13 protein-coding genes and 3 pseudogenes are annotated in these 15,519 nt (G+C 69.0%); 6 read left to right on the forward strand and 10 right to left on the reverse strand.

Annotation, left to right across the window (positions count from 1 at the left end):
- Window positions 1–61: 61 nt before the first annotated feature.
- Both ppdK and dusB read right to left on the reverse strand, forming a co-directional pair.
- Complete coding sequence (ppdK, locus tag ACZ7IB_RS01670; protein WP_470908286.1) at window positions 62–2,809, reverse strand: pyruvate, phosphate dikinase; 2,748 nt, start codon at window positions 2,807–2,809, stop codon at window positions 62–64.
- 645 nt (window positions 2,810–3,454) lie between these two features.
- Window positions 3,455–4,603 carry a tRNA dihydrouridine synthase DusB gene (gene dusB, locus ACZ7IB_RS01675; RefSeq protein ID WP_470908287.1) on the reverse strand — a complete coding sequence of 383 codons (1,149 nt, stop codon included), beginning with the start codon at window positions 4,601–4,603 and terminating at the stop codon, window positions 3,455–3,457.
- A 70-nt stretch (window positions 4,604–4,673) separates the two neighbouring features.
- Here dusB and ACZ7IB_RS01680 point away from each other — a divergent pair, with 70 nt between their 5' ends.
- Complete coding sequence (locus ACZ7IB_RS01680; RefSeq protein ID WP_470908289.1) at window positions 4,674–6,158, forward strand: MFS transporter; 1,485 nt, start codon at window positions 4,674–4,676, stop codon at window positions 6,156–6,158.
- 54 nt (window positions 6,159–6,212) lie between these two features.
- Window positions 6,213–6,380 (forward strand): annotated as a pseudogene (locus ACZ7IB_RS01685) (MFS transporter); the annotation flags it as partial.
- A gap of 91 nt (window positions 6,381–6,471) precedes the next feature.
- Here the strand turns inward: ACZ7IB_RS01685 and ACZ7IB_RS01690 are convergent.
- The 3 genes from ACZ7IB_RS01690 to ACZ7IB_RS01700 all read right to left on the reverse strand — a co-directional run bounded on the left by ACZ7IB_RS01690 (window position 6,472) and on the right by ACZ7IB_RS01700 (window position 8,622).
- Window positions 6,472–6,720: a DUF6243 family protein gene (locus tag ACZ7IB_RS01690; RefSeq protein WP_470908291.1), complete on the reverse strand. Its 249-nt coding sequence runs from the start codon at window positions 6,718–6,720 to the stop codon at window positions 6,472–6,474.
- A gap of 198 nt (window positions 6,721–6,918) precedes the next feature.
- A complete protein-coding gene (locus tag ACZ7IB_RS01695) occupies window positions 6,919–7,122 on the reverse strand; it encodes a hypothetical protein (protein WP_382897691.1) in 204 nt (67 codons plus the stop codon).
- Between the two features lie 117 nt (window positions 7,123–7,239).
- Window positions 7,240–8,622 (reverse strand): glycine--tRNA ligase, encoded by a 1,383-nt coding sequence (locus ACZ7IB_RS01700; protein ID WP_383971260.1) that lies wholly within the window; start codon window positions 8,620–8,622, stop codon window positions 7,240–7,242.
- A 208-nt stretch (window positions 8,623–8,830) separates the two neighbouring features.
- On the opposite strand from ACZ7IB_RS01700, the gene ACZ7IB_RS01705 reads away from it, so the two are divergent.
- The 4 genes from ACZ7IB_RS01705 (at window position 8,831) to ACZ7IB_RS01720 (ending at window position 12,001) form a co-directional block, all read left to right on the forward strand.
- The gene (locus tag ACZ7IB_RS01705; protein ID WP_470908293.1) at window positions 8,831–9,784 is read left to right on the forward strand and encodes a metal ABC transporter substrate-binding protein; all 954 of its coding nucleotides are present in this window, start codon (window positions 8,831–8,833) and stop codon (window positions 9,782–9,784) included.
- A gap of 38 nt (window positions 9,785–9,822) precedes the next feature.
- A complete protein-coding gene (locus tag ACZ7IB_RS01710) occupies window positions 9,823–10,605 on the forward strand; it encodes a metal ABC transporter ATP-binding protein (protein WP_470908295.1) in 783 nt (260 codons plus the stop codon).
- Between the two features lie 2 nt (window positions 10,606–10,607).
- Window positions 10,608–11,501 carry a metal ABC transporter permease gene (locus ACZ7IB_RS01715; protein WP_470908297.1) on the forward strand — a complete coding sequence of 298 codons (894 nt, stop codon included), beginning with the start codon at window positions 10,608–10,610 and terminating at the stop codon, window positions 11,499–11,501.
- Window positions 11,502–11,566: 65 nt separating this feature from the next.
- Entirely contained in the window at window positions 11,567–12,001 is a 435-nt protein-coding gene (locus tag ACZ7IB_RS01720; RefSeq protein WP_383971248.1) for a Fur family transcriptional regulator, read from the forward strand.
- Window positions 12,002–12,035: 34 nt separating this feature from the next.
- Here the strand turns inward: ACZ7IB_RS01720 and ACZ7IB_RS01725 are convergent, their stop codons facing one another.
- From ACZ7IB_RS01725 to ACZ7IB_RS01745, 5 genes and pseudogenes are all read right to left on the reverse strand, one after another.
- The gene (locus ACZ7IB_RS01725) at window positions 12,036–12,857 is read right to left on the reverse strand and encodes an isoprenyl transferase (RefSeq protein WP_470908299.1); all 822 of its coding nucleotides are present in this window, start codon (window positions 12,855–12,857) and stop codon (window positions 12,036–12,038) included.
- A 35-nt stretch (window positions 12,858–12,892) separates the two neighbouring features.
- Window positions 12,893–13,639, reverse strand: a complete 747-nt coding sequence (gene recO / locus ACZ7IB_RS01730) for a DNA repair protein RecO (protein WP_093897111.1) — start codon at window positions 13,637–13,639, stop codon at window positions 12,893–12,895.
- Window positions 13,640–13,697: 58 nt separating this feature from the next.
- A pseudogene (locus tag ACZ7IB_RS01735) lies at window positions 13,698–13,829 on the reverse strand (DNA-binding response regulator); the annotation flags it as partial.
- Window positions 13,823–14,479: pseudogene (locus ACZ7IB_RS01740) on the reverse strand (MMPL family transporter); the annotation flags it as partial. The pseudogenes ACZ7IB_RS01735 and ACZ7IB_RS01740, both read right to left, overlap by 7 nt.
- Window positions 14,480–14,640: 161 nt before the next feature.
- The gene (locus tag ACZ7IB_RS01745) at window positions 14,641–15,318 is read right to left on the reverse strand and encodes a TerB family tellurite resistance protein (protein WP_470908749.1); all 678 of its coding nucleotides are present in this window, start codon (window positions 15,316–15,318) and stop codon (window positions 14,641–14,643) included.
- Between the last annotated feature and the right edge of the window lie 201 nt (window positions 15,319–15,519).

The following is a 15,519-nucleotide window of genomic DNA, read 5'->3' on the forward strand; positions in this document are numbered from 1 at the left end:
GAGTCGGTGAGGGTACGGGTGAGCCGACAGCAGCTCCGGGGCCAGGGGGTGTCGTGTCGGGTCAGCGGCTGTCGCTGCCCTTCGAGTCCGCCGCCGCACGGCCCGCCTCCAGGCGGGCGACGGGGATACGGAACGGGGAGCAGGACACGTAGTCCAGGCCCGCCTCGTGGAAGAAGTGCACCGACTCCGGGTCGCCGCCGTGCTCTCCGCAGACGCCGAGCTTCAGATCCGGGCGGGTGGCCCGGCCGGCCGCGACGGCGCTGCGGACCAGCGAGCCGACACCGTCCTTGTCGATCGTCTCGAACGGCGACACCCCGAAGATGCCCTTCTCCAGGTAGGCGGTGAAGAACGAGGCCTCCACGTCGTCACGGGAGAAGCCCCACACCGTCTGGGTCAGGTCGTTCGTACCGAAGGAGAAGAACTGTGCGGCCTCGGCGATCTGACCGGCGGTCAGCGCGGCGCGCGGCAGCTCGATCATCGTGCCGATCGTCAGCTTCAGCTCGGTGCCGGTGGCCGCCTCGACCTCGGCGATGACCTGGTCGGCCTCCTCGCGGACGATCTCCAGCTCCTGGACCGTGCCGACGAGCGGAATCATGATCTCGGCGCGCGGGTCGCCCTTGGCGTTCTTGCGCATCGCCGCGGCCTCGGCGATCGCCCGTACCTGCATGGCGAACAGGCCGGGGATGACGAGACCGAGACGGACCCCGCGCAGACCGAGCATCGGGTTCTGCTCGTGCAGCTTGTGCACGGCCTGGAGCAGACGCAGGTCGTTCTCGTTGGCGTCCTTGCGGGACTCGGCGAGCGCGACCCGTACCGAGAGCTCGGTGATGTCGGGCAGGAACTCGTGCAGCGGCGGGTCGAGCAGCCGTACGGTGACGGGCAGTCCGTCCATCGCCTCGAACAGCTCGATGAAGTCGGCCTTCTGGAGCGGAAGCAGCTCGTCCAGCGCGGTCTCGCGCTCGGCGTCGGTGTCCGCGAGGATCAGCTTCTCGACCATCTCGCGGCGCTCGCCGAGGAACATGTGCTCGGTACGGCACAGGCCGATGCCCTGGGCACCGAAGCGGCGGGCGCGCAGCGCGTCCTCGGCGTTGTCGGCGTTGGCCCGCACCCGCAGCCGGCGCACCCGGTCCGCGTACGCCATGATCCGGTGCACGGCGGCGACCAGCTCGTCGGCGTCGTCGGCGCCCGCGTGCATCCGGCCCTCGAAGTACTCGACGACCGGGGACGGCACGACGGGGACCTCACCGAGGTACACCTTGCCGGTGGAGCCGTCCACCGAGACGGTGTCGCCCTCCTCGACGACAGTCCCGCCGACGGTCAGCCGACGCCGCTTGGTGTCGACCTCGATCTCCTCGGCGCCGCAGACACACGTCTTTCCCATGCCGCGGGCGACGACGGCGGCGTGCGAGGTCTTGCCGCCGCGGGAGGTCAGGATGCCCTCGGCGGCGATCATGCCGTCGAGGTCGTCGGGGTTGGTCTCCCGGCGGATCAGGATGACCTTCTCGCCGGAGCGGGACCACTTGACGGCGGTGTACGAGTCGAAGACCGCCTTGCCGACCGCGGCACCCGGCGACGCGGCGATGCCACGGCCGAGCAGCTGCGTCCTGGCGTCCTCGTCGAAGCGCGGGAACATCAGCTGCGCCAGCTGCGCCCCGGTGACCCGTTGGAGCGCCTCGGCCTCGTCGATGAGCCCCTGGTCGACCAGCTGCGTGGCGATCCGGAAGGCGGCACCGGCGGTGCGCTTGCCGACCCGGGTCTGGAGCATCCACAGCTGGCCGCGCTCGATGGTGAACTCGATGTCGCACAGGTCCTTGTAGTGCGTTTCGAGGGTTTCCATGATCTGCATCAGCTGGTCGTACGACTTCTTGTCGATCGACTCCAGCTCGGCGAGCGGCACGGTGTTGCGGATGCCGGCGACGACGTCCTCGCCCTGCGCGTTCTGCAGGTAGTCGCCGTAGACGCCCTGGTGGCCGCTGGCCGGGTCGCGGGTGAACGCGACACCCGTACCGGAGTCGGGACCGAGGTTGCCGAAGACCATCGAGCAGATGTTGACGGCCGTACCGAGGTCGCCGGGGATGCGCTCCTGGCGGCGGTAGAGCTTGGCCCGGTCGGTGTTCCACGAGTCGAAGACGGCCTTTATGGCCAGGTCCATCTGCTCGCGCGGGTCCTGCGGGAAGTCACGTCCGGCGTCCCGCGAGACGATCTTCTTGAACTGCTTGACCAGCTTCTTCAGGTCGGCCGCGTCGAGATCCACATCGACCGTGACGCCCTTGGCCTCCTTCGCCGCCTCCAGCGCCTCCTCGAAGAGGTCGCCGTCGACACCGAGGACGGTCTTGCCGAACATCTGGATGAGGCGGCGGTAGGAGTCCCATGCGAACCGCTCGTCACCGGCCTGGGCGGTGAGACCGACCACGGACTCGTCGGAGAGGCCGATGTTGAGGACCGTGTCCATCATGCCGGGCATCGAGAACTTCGCGCCGGAGCGGACCGAGACCAGGAGCGGGTCGTCCGCCTGGCCGAGCTTCTTGCCCATCCGCGCCTCAAGGGCGTCGAGATGCGCGCTGACCTCGTCGCGCAGCTTCGTCGGCTCCTCGCCACTGTCGAGGTAGACCTTGCACGCCTCGGTGGTGATGGTGAAGCCCGGAGGGACGGGGAGCCCGAGATTGGTCATCTCGGCGAGGTTGGCGCCCTTCCCGCCGAGCAGGTCCTTCAGATCCTTGTTGCCCTCGGTGAAGTCATAAACGAACTTCTCGCCCTGGGGCTCCCGGGATTCCGGGGTGGATACGTGGGAATCTTTGTTTTCCGACACGGGTCTCGGCTCCTCGAGGACGCGGTGGCTGCCCTGACGGCGAGGAACATACCCAGATCGAAGGTGTCTGGGTACGTCCACTTGCGCGTCATGCAGCCTCAACCACCCGTCCGCCAGCAGATCGAAAGTGACATGGCCTGTCCCTCGATCGAAGGATGCCTTCACTTCTTGAACGAATAAACACTCAGTGCGACTGGAATCCCGCGACTCGACCACGCAGCGCAGTGGAAGCGTCGATCGATCAAAGTGAAGCCCATTGGCACCCAGTGCCACCATTTGAGAAGTGCAGCTCCCAAATTGGCGCTCATTTGAGCGACATAGTTCTCAGGGTGGCGAGAATCACTCTACGATCGACGCTCAGATGTCACCATCCGGACGGGCGAGAGGCAACTGATGGTCACCCTTTGATCATCAACACACAGCCGACTGTGAGCGGATTCGACGCGCGATGCCCGGTGCAGGCGCATTAAGGCTCACCCTTGGCCGAATATCGCCAAATCCGGCCCGGTATAGCGCTCAGATGAGCGAGGTAAAGGAAGAGGCACGCGGTGCCTGTGATGCCGCGTGCCTCTTGAAGGGCCCCGGAGGGCCGGGGGAAGCTCTGGAGAGCCCCCGTCGGACCCCGGTCGGGCCCGGGGAGCGTTCTCAGCCTCCCGAGGTGTCCAGCTCCGCGTCGGCGCTCACGCCCGCGCAGTCGTACGGGTCCTTCAGCCAGCCGTCCGGCAGGACCACCCGGTTATTGCCGGAGGTGCGCCCGCGCGGCCCGTCCGCGCCGTCCGGCCACGGCTGGTCCAGGTCCAGCTCCTGCAGCTGACCGCCCAGCTCCTCCAGCGACGAGGTGACCGCCAGCTTCTTGCGCATCTCGGAGCCGACCGAGAAGCCCTTGAGGTACCAGGCGACATGCTTGCGGAAGTCGATCACGCCACGGGTCTCGTCACCGATCCATTCCCCCAGCAGCGTCGCGTGCCGCAGCATGACGGCGGCGACCTCCCGGAGCGCCGGCGCCCGCCTCGTCTCCGCACCCTCGAACGCACTCACCAGGTCGCCGAAGAGCCAGGGGCGGCCCAGGCAGCCCCGGCCCACGACCACGCCGTCGCAGCCGGTCTCGCGCATCATCCGGCGGGCGTCGTCCGCGCACCAGATGTCGCCGTTGCCGAGGACGGGGATCTCCGGGACGTGCTCCTTGAGGCGGGCGACGGCTTCCCAGTCCGCGGTGCCGCCGTAGTGCTGGGCGGCCGTCCTGCCGTGCAGGGCGACGGCCGTGACGCCCTCCTCGACCGCGATCCGGCCCGCGTCGAGGTAGGTGATGTGATCGTCGTCGATGCCCTTGCGCATCTTGATGGTGACCGGCAGATCGCCCGCGTTGGAGACCGCCTGGCTGAGGATCGCACGCAGCAGCGGCCGCTTGTACGGGAGCGCCGAGCCGCCGCCCTTGCGGGTCACCTTGGGGACCGGGCAGCCGAAGTTCAGGTCGATGTGGTCGGCGAGGTTCTCGTCGACGATCATGCGGACGGCCTTGCCGACGGTGACCGGGTCCACTCCGTACAGCTGGATCGAGCGCGGGGTCTCGCTCGCGTCGAAGTGGATGAGCTGCATGGTCTTCTCATTGCGCTCGACCAGCGCCCGCGTGGTGATCATCTCGCTGACGAACAGCCCCTTGCCCCCGGAGAACTCCCGGCACAGGGTGCGGAACGGGGCGTTGGTGATGCCGGCCATGGGGGCGAGCACCACCGGCGGCTGCACCGTGTGGGGGCCGATCCGGAGCAGCGGGAGCGAAGGGGCGAGCGTGGTCATTGCTCCATTGTCGCGTACGGCACGGAGCGGCACGTCGGCAGAGTTCGTTAGTTAACCGTACTATCCATGTATGCCCGAGCTGAGCCCCCGTCGACGGCAGCTGGTGCTGGCGATCTGCTGCATGAGTCTGCTGATCGTCAGTCTCGACAACACCGTCCTCAATGTCGCCCTGCCCTCCATGCAGAAGGAACTGCACGCCACCGTCGCGGGCATGCAGTGGACGATCGACGCCTACACCCTCGTCCTCGCCTCGCTGCTGATGCTCTCGGGCTCCACCGCCGACCGGATAGGGCGCCGGAAGATCTTCAAGATCGGGCTCGTCCTCTTCACCCTCGGTTCGGTGCTCTGCTCCCTGGCGCCGAACCTGGAGTCGCTGGTGGCGTTCCGGATGGTGCAGGCGGTGGGCGGCTCGATGCTCAACCCTGTCGCGATGTCGATCATCACCAACACCTTCACCGACCCGCGCGAGCGGGCCCGCGCCATCGGGGTGTGGGGCGGTGTCGTCGGCATTTCCATGGCGGCGGGCCCGGTGATCGGCGGCCTTCTGGTGGACTCGGTCGGCTGGCGGTCGATCTTCTGGATCAATCTGCCGGTCGGTCTCGTCGCGCTGCTGCTCACCTGGCGGTACGTCCCCGAGTCCCGCGCCCCGAAGCCGCGCCGCCCCGACCCGGTGGGGCAGCTGCTGGTGATCGGGCTGCTCGGTTCGCTGACGTACGCGATCATCGAGGCGCCCTCGGAGGGCTGGGACTCGCCGCGGATCCTGGTGTTCGCCGCGCTCGCCGGGTGCTCCCTGACCGGGCTGCTGCTGTACGAGCGGCGGCGTGCCGAGCCCCTGATCGATCTGCGCTTCTTCCGCAGCGCCCCGTTCAGCGGGGCCACCGTCATAGCGGTCTGCGCCTTCGCCGCGCTGAGCGGATTCCTCTTCCTCAACACCCTCTATCTGCAGAACGTGCGCGGGCTGAGCGCACTGCACGCCGGTCTGTACATGCTGCCGATGGCGGCCCTGACCTTTGTCTGCGCACCCCTGTCGGGCCGGCTCGTCGGCAGCCGGGGGCCGCGGCTGTCGCTGCTGGTGGCGGGTGTGGCCATGACGGCGTGCGGGCTGTTGTTCGCCGCGTTCGACGCGGAGACGGACGACGTCCTGCTGTTCACCGGCTATGTGCTGTTCGGTCTCGGCTTCGGCATGGTGAACGCGCCGATCACCAACACGGCCGTCTCCGGGATGCCGCGCTCACAGGCCGGTGTGGCGGCGGCGGTCGCCTCGACCAGCCGGCAGATCGGTGGAACGCTCGGGGTCGCCGTGATCGGCGCGGTGCTGGCGGCGGGCGTGGCCGGTACCGGTTCGCCGCGCGGCGCCGAGTACGCGGCCGCCTTCGTGGACGCGAGCAAGCCCGCCTGGTGGATCCTCGCCGGGTGCGGGCTGTGCGTCCTGCTGGTGGGGGCGCTGACCAGTGGGCGCTGGGCGCTGGAGACGGCGCGCCGTGCCGCGGAGCGGCTGGAGGCGCCGACGGGTGTCCCCGCCGGGAATCAGGCGTCGGCGGGCTCCAGGGCCTGAAGGCGCTGCAGCCGCTGCCTGGTTTCGTCCTGTTCCGCATCGTGCTCTCCAGCTCAGCAGGCTGCGCCGGCGCTGGGCCTGGCCACGCTCGGCACGCTGTTCCTCTCTCTGGCCCCGGGCTCGGGGATGCGGGACGCGCTGGCCGTGACGCTGCTGGTGCAGCTGGCCGCGGTGGTGCTGACGGTGCTGCTGAGTCTGCGGCTGCCGCGCAAGGTGGCGTGAGCGCGGGGCGGCAACGGGGCACGGACAAGGGCGTGGGCCCGGATCACTCCAGGTGATCCGGGCCCACGGTCATACGGGTGATGAGGGGGCGTCAGCTCTGTGCCGGGGCGTCCTGCTCGGGCGCGCCCGAGCATGCGGCGTCGTCCGACGACGGCTCCGTCTGCGCGGCGGAGGATCCGGACTGCGCACGCTCACGCATCTTGCGCAACAGCTCCTGCTTCTGGTCGGCTGCCGCCTTGCGGTCGGCATTGCGCGCAGGGCCCGCGCCCTGCTGCTCGGCGCGGGACAGCTTCTTGCGCTGTCCGCCCACACCGAGGAGGTTGTTGCGGCTCTTGGCCACGGCGTTCTCCCATTCGTGGTGAGAAGTGAGGTCTGAAGCGACCTGGAATCGATCCGATGGGCGGCGGGTGGTCGAACCCGCCGCGCTCTCACTCGTAGATCTGGAAGAACGAAGACATGCCGGAACCGTACCCCGGCCCGGCGGGCCCCCGCACCCGGTTTTCGGCCGGTTCGCGCGCCGGTCCCCGCGCCCGGGTCCTCAGGCAGTCGGGTCGACCGTCGCCTGGTGGGCCTCGGCGAGATGTTCCTCGGCCTTGAGCCAGGGCAGGAACTGGACGCCCTTGTGCCAGCCGCAGGTGTCGCAGCTCAGCTGCCGCTGCATCCCCGACTTCCGTACATGGACGACGTGTTCACGGCCGTGCTGATCCCATCTGCTGACCTTGCTCGTGGTCATGGACGGCATCCAAGCCTCCTGTTGACGCATTGACGCGTTGACGCAACTGCTCAGCGTGGACAGTGTGCAACGAAGCCCCCGGTTCCGTGCGAGGAACCGGGGGCTTCGCCGTGAAACCGTGGTGCGTCAGCAGCCCAGCAGTCGGGCGCCGAGGTAGGCCTGGATCTGGTCCAGGGAAACGCGCTCCTGCTTCATGGTGTCGCGCTCGCGCACGGTCACCGCGTTGTCGTCGAGGGTGTCGAAGTCGACGGTGACACAGAACGGCGTACCGATCTCGTCCTGACGACGGTAGCGGCGGCCGATGGCGCCCGCGTCGTCGAACTCGATGTTCCAGTTCTTCCGCAGGTCGGTGGCGAGGCCCTTGGCCTTCGGCGACAGCTGCGGGTTGCGGGACAGCGGCAGCACCGCGACCTTGACCGGCGCGAGGCGCGGGTCGAGGCGCATCACGGTGCGCTTCTCCATGACGCCCTTGGCGTTGGGCGCCTCGTCCTCGATGTAGGCGTCGAGGAGGAAGGCGAGCATCGAACGGCCGACACCGGCCGCCGGCTCGATGACGTACGGAGTCCAGCGCTCGCCGGCCTCCTGGTCGAAGAACGACAGGTCAGTGCCGGAAGCGGCGGAGTGGGCCTTGAGGTCGTAGTCCGTGCGGTTGGCGACGCCCTCCAGCTCGCCCCACTCGCTGCCGCCGAAGCGGAAGCGGTACTCGATGTCAGCGGTGCGCTTGGAGTAGTGGGAGAGCTTCTCCTTCGGGTGCTCGAACCACCGCATGTTCTCCTCGCGCAGGCCCAGGTCCGTGTACCAGTTCCAGCGCTGCTCCATCCAGTACTCCTGCCACTGCTCGTCCTCGCCCGGCTTGACGAAGAACTCCATCTCCATCTGCTCGAACTCGCGGGTGCGGAAGATGAAGTTGCCCGGAGTGATCTCGTTCCGGAAGGACTTGCCCATCTGGGCGATACCGAATGGCGGCTTCTTGCGCGAGGTCTGCTGCACCTGGCCGAAGTTGGTGAAGATGCCCTGGGCGGTCTCGGGACGCAGATAGGCGACCGAGCCGGAGTCCTGGGTCGGGCCGAGGTGGGTGGAGAGCAGACCCGAGAACTGCTTGGGCTCGGTGAAGGTGCCCTTGTTGCCGCAGTTGGGGCAGTTGAGCTCGGTCAGGCCGTTCGCGGGCGCGTGGCCGTGCTTCTCCTCGTACGCCTCCTCCAAGTGGTCGGCGCGGAAGCGCTTGTGACAGGAGGTGCACTCGGTCAGCGGGTCGGTGAACGTGGCGACATGGCCGGAGGCGACCCAGACCTCGGGGGCCAGGATGACCGACGAGTCGAGTCCGACCACGTCCTCGCGCGAGGTGACCATGTAGCGCCACCACTGGCGCTTGAGGTTCTCCTTCAGCTCGACGCCCAGCGGCCCGTAGTCCCAGGCGGCGCGCTGGCCACCGTAGATCTCACTGCAGGGATAGACGAAGCCACGGCGCTTGCTCAGGCTGACGATGGAGTCGATCTTGTCGGCGGCCACGGTGCTCTCTTCATTACGACGACGAAATTGGACAGGGGTGGCGCGAAGCGCCTCGGTGGGGGGTGGTGGTCGGGAGACGGGCGGGCGAATGCTTCAGATTACCGGCGGGCACGCCCCTTGGATCAAATCGGTATCGGCGCAGTCGGCCGAGGGGTCATCTCATCAGCCTTGTTGACAATCGTTTCCAGTTTTGTTGAAAATGACTGTCATGAACGTAAGCCGCCTCATACCCACCGCCACCGTCGCCGGAGCAGTCGTCCTCGGCCTCACCGCCCTCACGGCCTGCTCCACCTCGGACGCTGCCGACCATAAAAGCGGCGACAAGCTGAACGTGGTGGCCTCGTTCTATCCGATGCAGTTCCTGGCCGAGCAGATCGGCGGGAAGCACGTCTCCGTCACCACGCTGACCAAGCCGGGGGTCGAGCCGCACGATCTGGAACTCACCCCGCGGCAGATCGGCGGACTCGGCGACGCCGACTACATCCTGTACCTCAAGGGCATCCAGCCCGCCGTCGACGACGCCATCAAGCAGTCCGGCTCGAAGGACGTCGTCGACGCCGCGACCCTCACCGCGCTGGAAGACCACGGCACCGAGACCGGCGCCGACGAACACGGTCATGAGCACCACGGCGACGAGGCCGGAGCCGACCCCCACATCTGGCTGGACCCGGTGAGGTACGCCGAGGTCGCCAAGGGCGTCGGAAAGTCCCTGGAGAAGACCGACCCCGACCACGCCGCGGACTACCGCAAGAACACGGACGCGCTGGTCGACAAGCTCGACGCGCTGAACACGGCGTACGAGACGGGCCTGAAGAACACCACGACCAAGACCTTCATCACCACCCACTCCGCCTTCGGGTACCTCGCCGAGCGCTACGGCCTGACCCAGGAAGGCATCGCCGGCATCGACCCCGAGGCCGAGCCCAGCCCCGCCCGGATCAGCGAGATCCACACCGTCGCGAAGAAGAACAAGGTCACCACCGTATTCTTCGAGACGCTCGCCAGCGACAAGACCGCGAAGACCCTCGCCAAGGACACCGGCCTGAAGACCGACGTCCTGGACCCGCTGGAGGGAATCACGGACAGGTCCAAGGGCGATAACTACATCGAGGTCATGCAGTCCAATCTCGCCGCCCTGCAGAAGGCGCTCGGCGCGAAGTGACCCACGTAACACCCGCCACAGCAGCATCGGAGGCGCTCATGTCCGAGCCCGGGAGCACCACGACCGAACCCGTGATAGCCCTGCGCGGCGCCACGGCCACGCTCGGCGCGCGTCCGGTGCTGCGCGGCATCGACCTGACCGTGCACCGCGGCGAGGTCGTCGCCCTGCTCGGCGCCAACGGCTCGGGCAAGTCGACCGCCGTACGCTCCGTCATCGGCCAGGTGCCGCTCACCGGCGGCTCCATCGAGCTGTTCGGCACCCCGCTGCGCCGCTTCCGCACCTGGGCGCGCATCGGTTACGTACCCCAGCGCACCACGGCGGCCGGCGGCGTCCCCGCCACGATCCGTGAGGTCGTCTCCTCCGGACGTCTCTCCCGTACGAAGCTGGGCCTGCTCCGCAGGGCCGATCGGGCCGCCGTCGACCGGGCCATCGACCTCGTGGGCCTCGCCGACCGGGCCAAGGACTCCGTGAACGCACTCTCCGGCGGGCAGCACCAGCGGGTGCTGATCGCCCGGGCGCTGGCCGCCGAACCGGAGCTGCTGATCATGGACGAGCCGATGGCCGGCGTCGACCTGGCCAGCCAGGAGATCCTCGCCGCGACGCTCCGCGAACAGGTCGCGGTCGGCACCACGGTGCTGCTCGTGCTGCATGAGCTCGGCCCGCTGGAGCCGCTGATCGACCGCGCGATCGTGCTGCGCGACGGCTGCGTGATGCACGACGGGCCGCCCCCGAAGGCGCTGGGCCAGCACGCCCTGCCCGGACACGACCATGTACACCCCCACGCGGCCTCCGAGCCCGTCCGGACGGGACTGCTGAGCTGATCATGGAATTCCTCAACCCTCCGTTCATGCAGCGGGCACTGCTCGCCGCCGTACTGGTCGGCGTCATCGCCCCCGCCGTCGGCATCTATCTCGTCCAGCGCCGCCAGGCCCTGATGGGCGACGGCATCGGCCATATCGCGATGACCGGTGTCGGCCTCGGCTTCCTGCTCTCCACCAGCCCGGTGTGGATGGCCACGGCGGTCGCCGTCGTCGGCGCCGTCACGATGGAGCTGATCCGCTGGTACGGACGCACCCGCGGCGACATCGCGCTGGCCATGCTGTTCTACGGCGGTATGGCGGGCGGTGTCCTGCTGATCAGCCTCTCCGACACCGGCTCCAACGCCAACCTCACCTCGTATCTCTTCGGCTCCCTCTCCACGGTCTCCACCGAGGACATCACCGCGATCTGTCTGCTGGCCGCCTTCGTGCTGCTGGTGACGCTGGGGCTGCGGCGGCAGCTGTTCGCGGTCAGCCAGGACGAGGAGTTCGCCCGGGTCACCGGGCTGCCGGTGCGCGCGCTGAATCTGCTGGTCGCCGTGACGGCGGCAGTGACGGTCACCGTGGCGATGCGGGTCGTCGGGCTGCTGCTGGTCAGCGCGCTGATGGTGGTGCCGGTCGCGGCCGCGCAACAGATCTCCAGGTCCTTCAAGGTGACGTTCGTGCTGTCGGTCGTCATCGGTACGGCGGTAACCCTGGCCGGCACCGTGACCTCGTACTACCAGGACGTCCCGCCCGGCGCGACGATCGTGCTGCTGGCCATCGCGGTCTTCATCGGCCTGACGCTGCTCGCGACCCCGCTGGCCAGAAGGCGCGCCCGCCGGAGCGAAGTGGCGTCCGAGGAGTGCACTCTTGAGGTACCGGCCTCCCGCCCGGCCACGGACGAACTCCGGGTTTGACCGTGATGCCCGGACGGGCTGGCACAATGGCCCGACACAGGTACGGGCGACACGAGGAGGCTGCTGTGGCGACGGCGCCGATCAGTGGAACGAACGCGGCCCCGGTACGCGGCCGGTCGACCCGGCAGCGGGCGGCGGTGGCGGCGGCGCTCGACGAGGTGGATGAATTCCGCAGCGCCCAGGAGCTGCACGATGTGCTCAAGCACCGCGGCGACTCGGTCGGGCTGACCACCGTCTACCGCACGCTTCAGTCCCTCGCCGATGCGGGCGAGGTCGATGTGCTGCGCACCACGGACGGCGAGTCCGTGTACCGGCGCTGCTCGACCGGCGACCACCACCACCATCTGGTGTGCCGGATGTGCGGCAAGGCCGTGGAGGTCGAGGGGCCCGCGGTGGAGCAGTGGGCGGAGACGATCGCCGCGCAGCACGGGTATGTGAACGTGGCCCACACGGTGGAGATCTTCGGGACGTGCGCGGAGTGCGCGAGCACGAAGGGATGACGGTCCGGGGGCGGCCCCCCCGGACCCCCCTTCCTCAGCCCTTCGGCTCCTGGCCCGCCTCCACCGCACCGCCGAAGCGCCGGTCCCGCTGGGCGAACTCCAGGCATGCCCGCCACAGGTCGCGGCGGTCGAAGTCCGGCCAGAGCACGTCCTGGAAGACCATCTCGGCGTATGCGCTCTGCCAGATCAGGTAGTTGGACGTGCGCTGCTCGCCGCTGGGGCGGACGAAGAGGTCGACGTCCGGCATGTCCGGGTAGTAGATGTACTTCGCGAATGTCTTCTCATTGACCTTGGACGGGTCCAGCTTCCCGGCCGCGACGTCCTGCGCGATGCGCTGCGCGGCGTCGGCGATCTCGGCCCGGCCGCCGTAGTTGACACAGAAGTACAGCGTCATCCTGTTGTTGTCCTTCGTCTGCTCCTGGGCGACCTGGAGCTCCTGGACGACGGACTTCCACAGCTTCGGCATGCGCCCCACCCAGCGGATGCGGATGCCCAGTTCATCCATCTCGTCGCGGCGGCGGCGGATGACGTCCCGGTTGAAGTTCATCAGGAACTTCACTTCCTCCGGGGACCGCTTCCAGTTCTCGGTGGAGAACGCGTACAGCGAGAGGTTCTTGACGCCCATCTCGATGCAGCCCTTGAGGACGTCCATGACGACGCCCTCGCCGACCTTGTGGCCCTCGGTGCGCGGGAGGCCGCGTTCCTTGGCCCAGCGGCCGTTGCCGTCCATCACGACGGCGACGTGCTTGGGCACCAGCTCGCCGGGAATCTTCGGGGGCGTGGCACCGGAGGGGTGCGGCTCCGGGGTCTTGTAGTCGCGCCGGTTACGGCCGCCGAGAATCCCGCGTACTGCCATGAACTGTCTCGCTCCCTGTGCCTGATCTGCCTGTGTCACTTCTCTACGTACCGCAGTGAGCGCAGTCCGCGCTCCAGATGCCAGTGCAGATAGGCGGACACCAGTCCGCTGCCCTCCCTGACATGACGCGCCTCGCACGCGTCCGCCGTCTCCCAGTCGCCGGTGAGCAGCGCGCTCAGCAGGGTGACGGCCTCAGCCGAGGGTACGACGCTGCCGGGTACCCGGCAGTCGCCGCATATGACGCCGCCCGCCGCGACGGAGAAGAACCGGTTCGGTCCGGGCATTCCGCACTTCGCGCAGTCCTCGAAGCTGGGTGCGTAGCCGTTGACGGCGAGCGAACGCAGCAGGAAGGCGTCGAGGACGAGATGCGGCTCGTGTTCGCCGCGGGCGAGGGTGCGCAGCCCTCCGACGAGCAGCAGGTACTGCTGAACCGCGGGCTCGCCCTCGTGGTCGGTGAACCGCTCGGCGGTCTCCAGCATCGCGGTGCCCGCGGTGTAGCGGGCGTAATCGGTGACGATGCCGCCGCCGTACGGGGCGATCGTCTCGCTCTGGGTGCAGAGCGGCAGACCGCGGCCGATCAGCTCGCTGCCCCGGGCGAAGAACTGCACATCGACGTGGGAGAAAGGTTCCAGCCGTGCCCCGAACTTGGACTTCGTACGCCGCACGCCGCGCGCGACGGCCCGCACCCGGCCGTGGCCGCGGGTCAGGATCGTGATGATCCGGTCGGCCTCGCCCAGCTTCTGCGTGCGCAGCACCACGCCGTCGTCCCGGAACAAGCTCATGCGTCCATTGTCCGGTACGGGAACGGCTCATCGGGCCCGCCCCCCGGGCCGGGGTCGCTCACTTTCCGTCCGCCCCACCGGCGGCCGGTACGACCAGCCCCGATTCGTACGCGACGATCACCAGCTGGGCCCGGTCGCGGGCGCCGACCTTGCCCATGATCCGGCTGACATGGGGCTTCGCGGTGACAGGGCGTCGGCGACGCCTGCGACGACGAGCGGCACCAGCCACAGCAGCGGGCTGCGGTAGATGAGGATCAGCAGGATCGCCACGACGGCGACGGTCGTATAGAGCAGCGGGCCGCCCAGGGACTCGTAGACCTTCTGCGCGTCGGCGTTCAGCGCCCCGGGTCCGCCGACGTCGACGCTCAGTCCGCCGCCGCCCTCGGCGACCGCGCGCACCTCGTCGACGAACGCGGTCCTGGCGTCGTCGTCCTGTCCCGGCTCGGTGGAGGAGACCGGGTACATCAGGGTCGTACCGTCCTCGGACGGCACGGCTCGCGGCGTCCCGGTGAGTGTGTGACCGCGGGCGACCTCGGCGGTCTGCTCGGCGGCCAGGGTCCGGTCGGCGGCGGTCAGTCCGCCGTCGCGGTGGTAGACGAGGACGAGTTCGGTGGCCTCGCCGCCGGGCAGCGCGTCCTGGATCTTCGCCACCTGGGTGGAGTCGGCGCTCGCCGGGAGGTAGTCGGCGGCGCGGTTGGTCTGTACACCGCCGAGCTTGGCCGCCAGCGGCCCGGCGAGCGCGATCGCGGCGACCCAAAGGGCAAGGACCGCCCAGGGCAGCACGCGCCGCCGGTTGCGTGGCCGCGACCGCGTGCCATTTGGTTTCACTGCGGCCCTCATGACGGGCCCCCCTTTCCGCCGGGTGTCTGGTTCCTCTCCAGACTCCCGGCGGAAAGCGGACGGTACGTCGCGCCCGGGGCGGACTTCGCGGCTACTGCCACGGTGGGCGCACAGGGCCGATTACTCCCGCGGGAGTACGTGCCCGGTGCGGACGGGGCCGTTCAGGAGGGGGTACGTGCCGCTGCGGCGAGCAGCCGGGCCGTGTCCTCGGTACAGAACTGCAGCGCCGCGCCGACCGTGGCCAGCACCTCGCGCTCCGCATGCCCGTACGGGCCGTCGGCGAGGGCGATCCTGGCGCCCTGCAGCAGGATCGACTCGCGTCCGGCGGGGGCCAGATGCGGGGCGAGGGGCTCCAGCGCCTCGTGCAGTTCGATGGCGAGGGCCGCTCCGCAGGCTTCGGCCGCCGGGCCGAAGGCGGAGCCGTTGCCGACGTCGGCGGAGAGGACCTCGACGACGGTGGAGAGCTGTTCCTCCGTGCAGTCGTCGAATCCGGCGTCGCGCACGGTGGCGGCCGCGGTCTCCAGGACCGTACGCGAGGTGGTGCCACCGGCGGCGAGGATGCCGAGGGCGACCGTGTGGACGGCGTCCCGGAGCATGGCGGAGAACCGGGTGGTGGTGGGGTGGTCGAGCGCGTCGGTGTCGAAGTGCGCCCGGCAGGCGGCGCATTCGACGACGGGGCCCACGGTGCCGCGCCGCAGCATCGGCACGCCGAGCACCGCGAAGCGGCGACGGCCGGTGAGCCGACGGTAGTTGCGGTCGCCGCCGCAGCCGGGGCAGAAGAACTCGCCGTCACCGACGGTGTCCCAGATGGTGCGGATGCCGCAGATACGCAGCTTCATGGCGCGTTGTCCCAGGGCTGACCGCACGTCGCACACCTCCGTAACTCCCCCGTAGCCCTAAGGGCACGGGAGGTGCCCCCTCCGGCAGCATTGCCGTGTGGACGTGATGTTAACCACAGTCATGATGTGACGTCAGCACCTCGATCGTCACAACCGCCGGAGATGGCCGAACCCCGCCCCCCGGATACGGGTGGACGGGGT

This window comes from Streptomyces sp. NPDC037301 (genome assembly GCF_055602785.1).

Bases quoted from the DNA above. Each gene is read 5' to 3' on its own strand.
- ACZ7IB_RS01695 (WP_382897691.1), bottom strand. From the start codon at position 7,122: ATGCCGTCCATGACCACGAGCAAGGTCAGCAGATGGGATCAGCACGGC.
- dusB (WP_470908287.1), bottom strand. From the start codon at position 4,603: ATGACCACGCTCGCCCCTTCGCTCCCGCTGCTCCGGATCGGCCCCCAC.
- recO (WP_093897111.1), bottom strand. From the start codon at position 13,639: ATGAGCTTGTTCCGGGACGACGGCGTGGTGCTGCGCACGCAGAAGCTG.
- ACZ7IB_RS01680 (WP_470908289.1), top strand. From the start codon at position 4,674: ATGCCCGAGCTGAGCCCCCGTCGACGGCAGCTGGTGCTGGCGATCTGC.
- ACZ7IB_RS01710 (WP_470908295.1), top strand. From the start codon at position 9,823: ATGTCCGAGCCCGGGAGCACCACGACCGAACCCGTGATAGCCCTGCGC.
- ACZ7IB_RS01745 (WP_470908749.1), bottom strand. From the start codon at position 15,318: ATGAAGCTGCGTATCTGCGGCATCCGCACCATCTGGGACACCGTCGGT.
- ACZ7IB_RS01705 (WP_470908293.1), top strand. From the start codon at position 8,831: ATGAACGTAAGCCGCCTCATACCCACCGCCACCGTCGCCGGAGCAGTC.
- ACZ7IB_RS01725 (WP_470908299.1), bottom strand. From the start codon at position 12,857: ATGGCAGTACGCGGGATTCTCGGCGGCCGTAACCGGCGCGACTACAAG.
- ACZ7IB_RS01715 (WP_470908297.1), top strand. From the start codon at position 10,608: ATGGAATTCCTCAACCCTCCGTTCATGCAGCGGGCACTGCTCGCCGCC.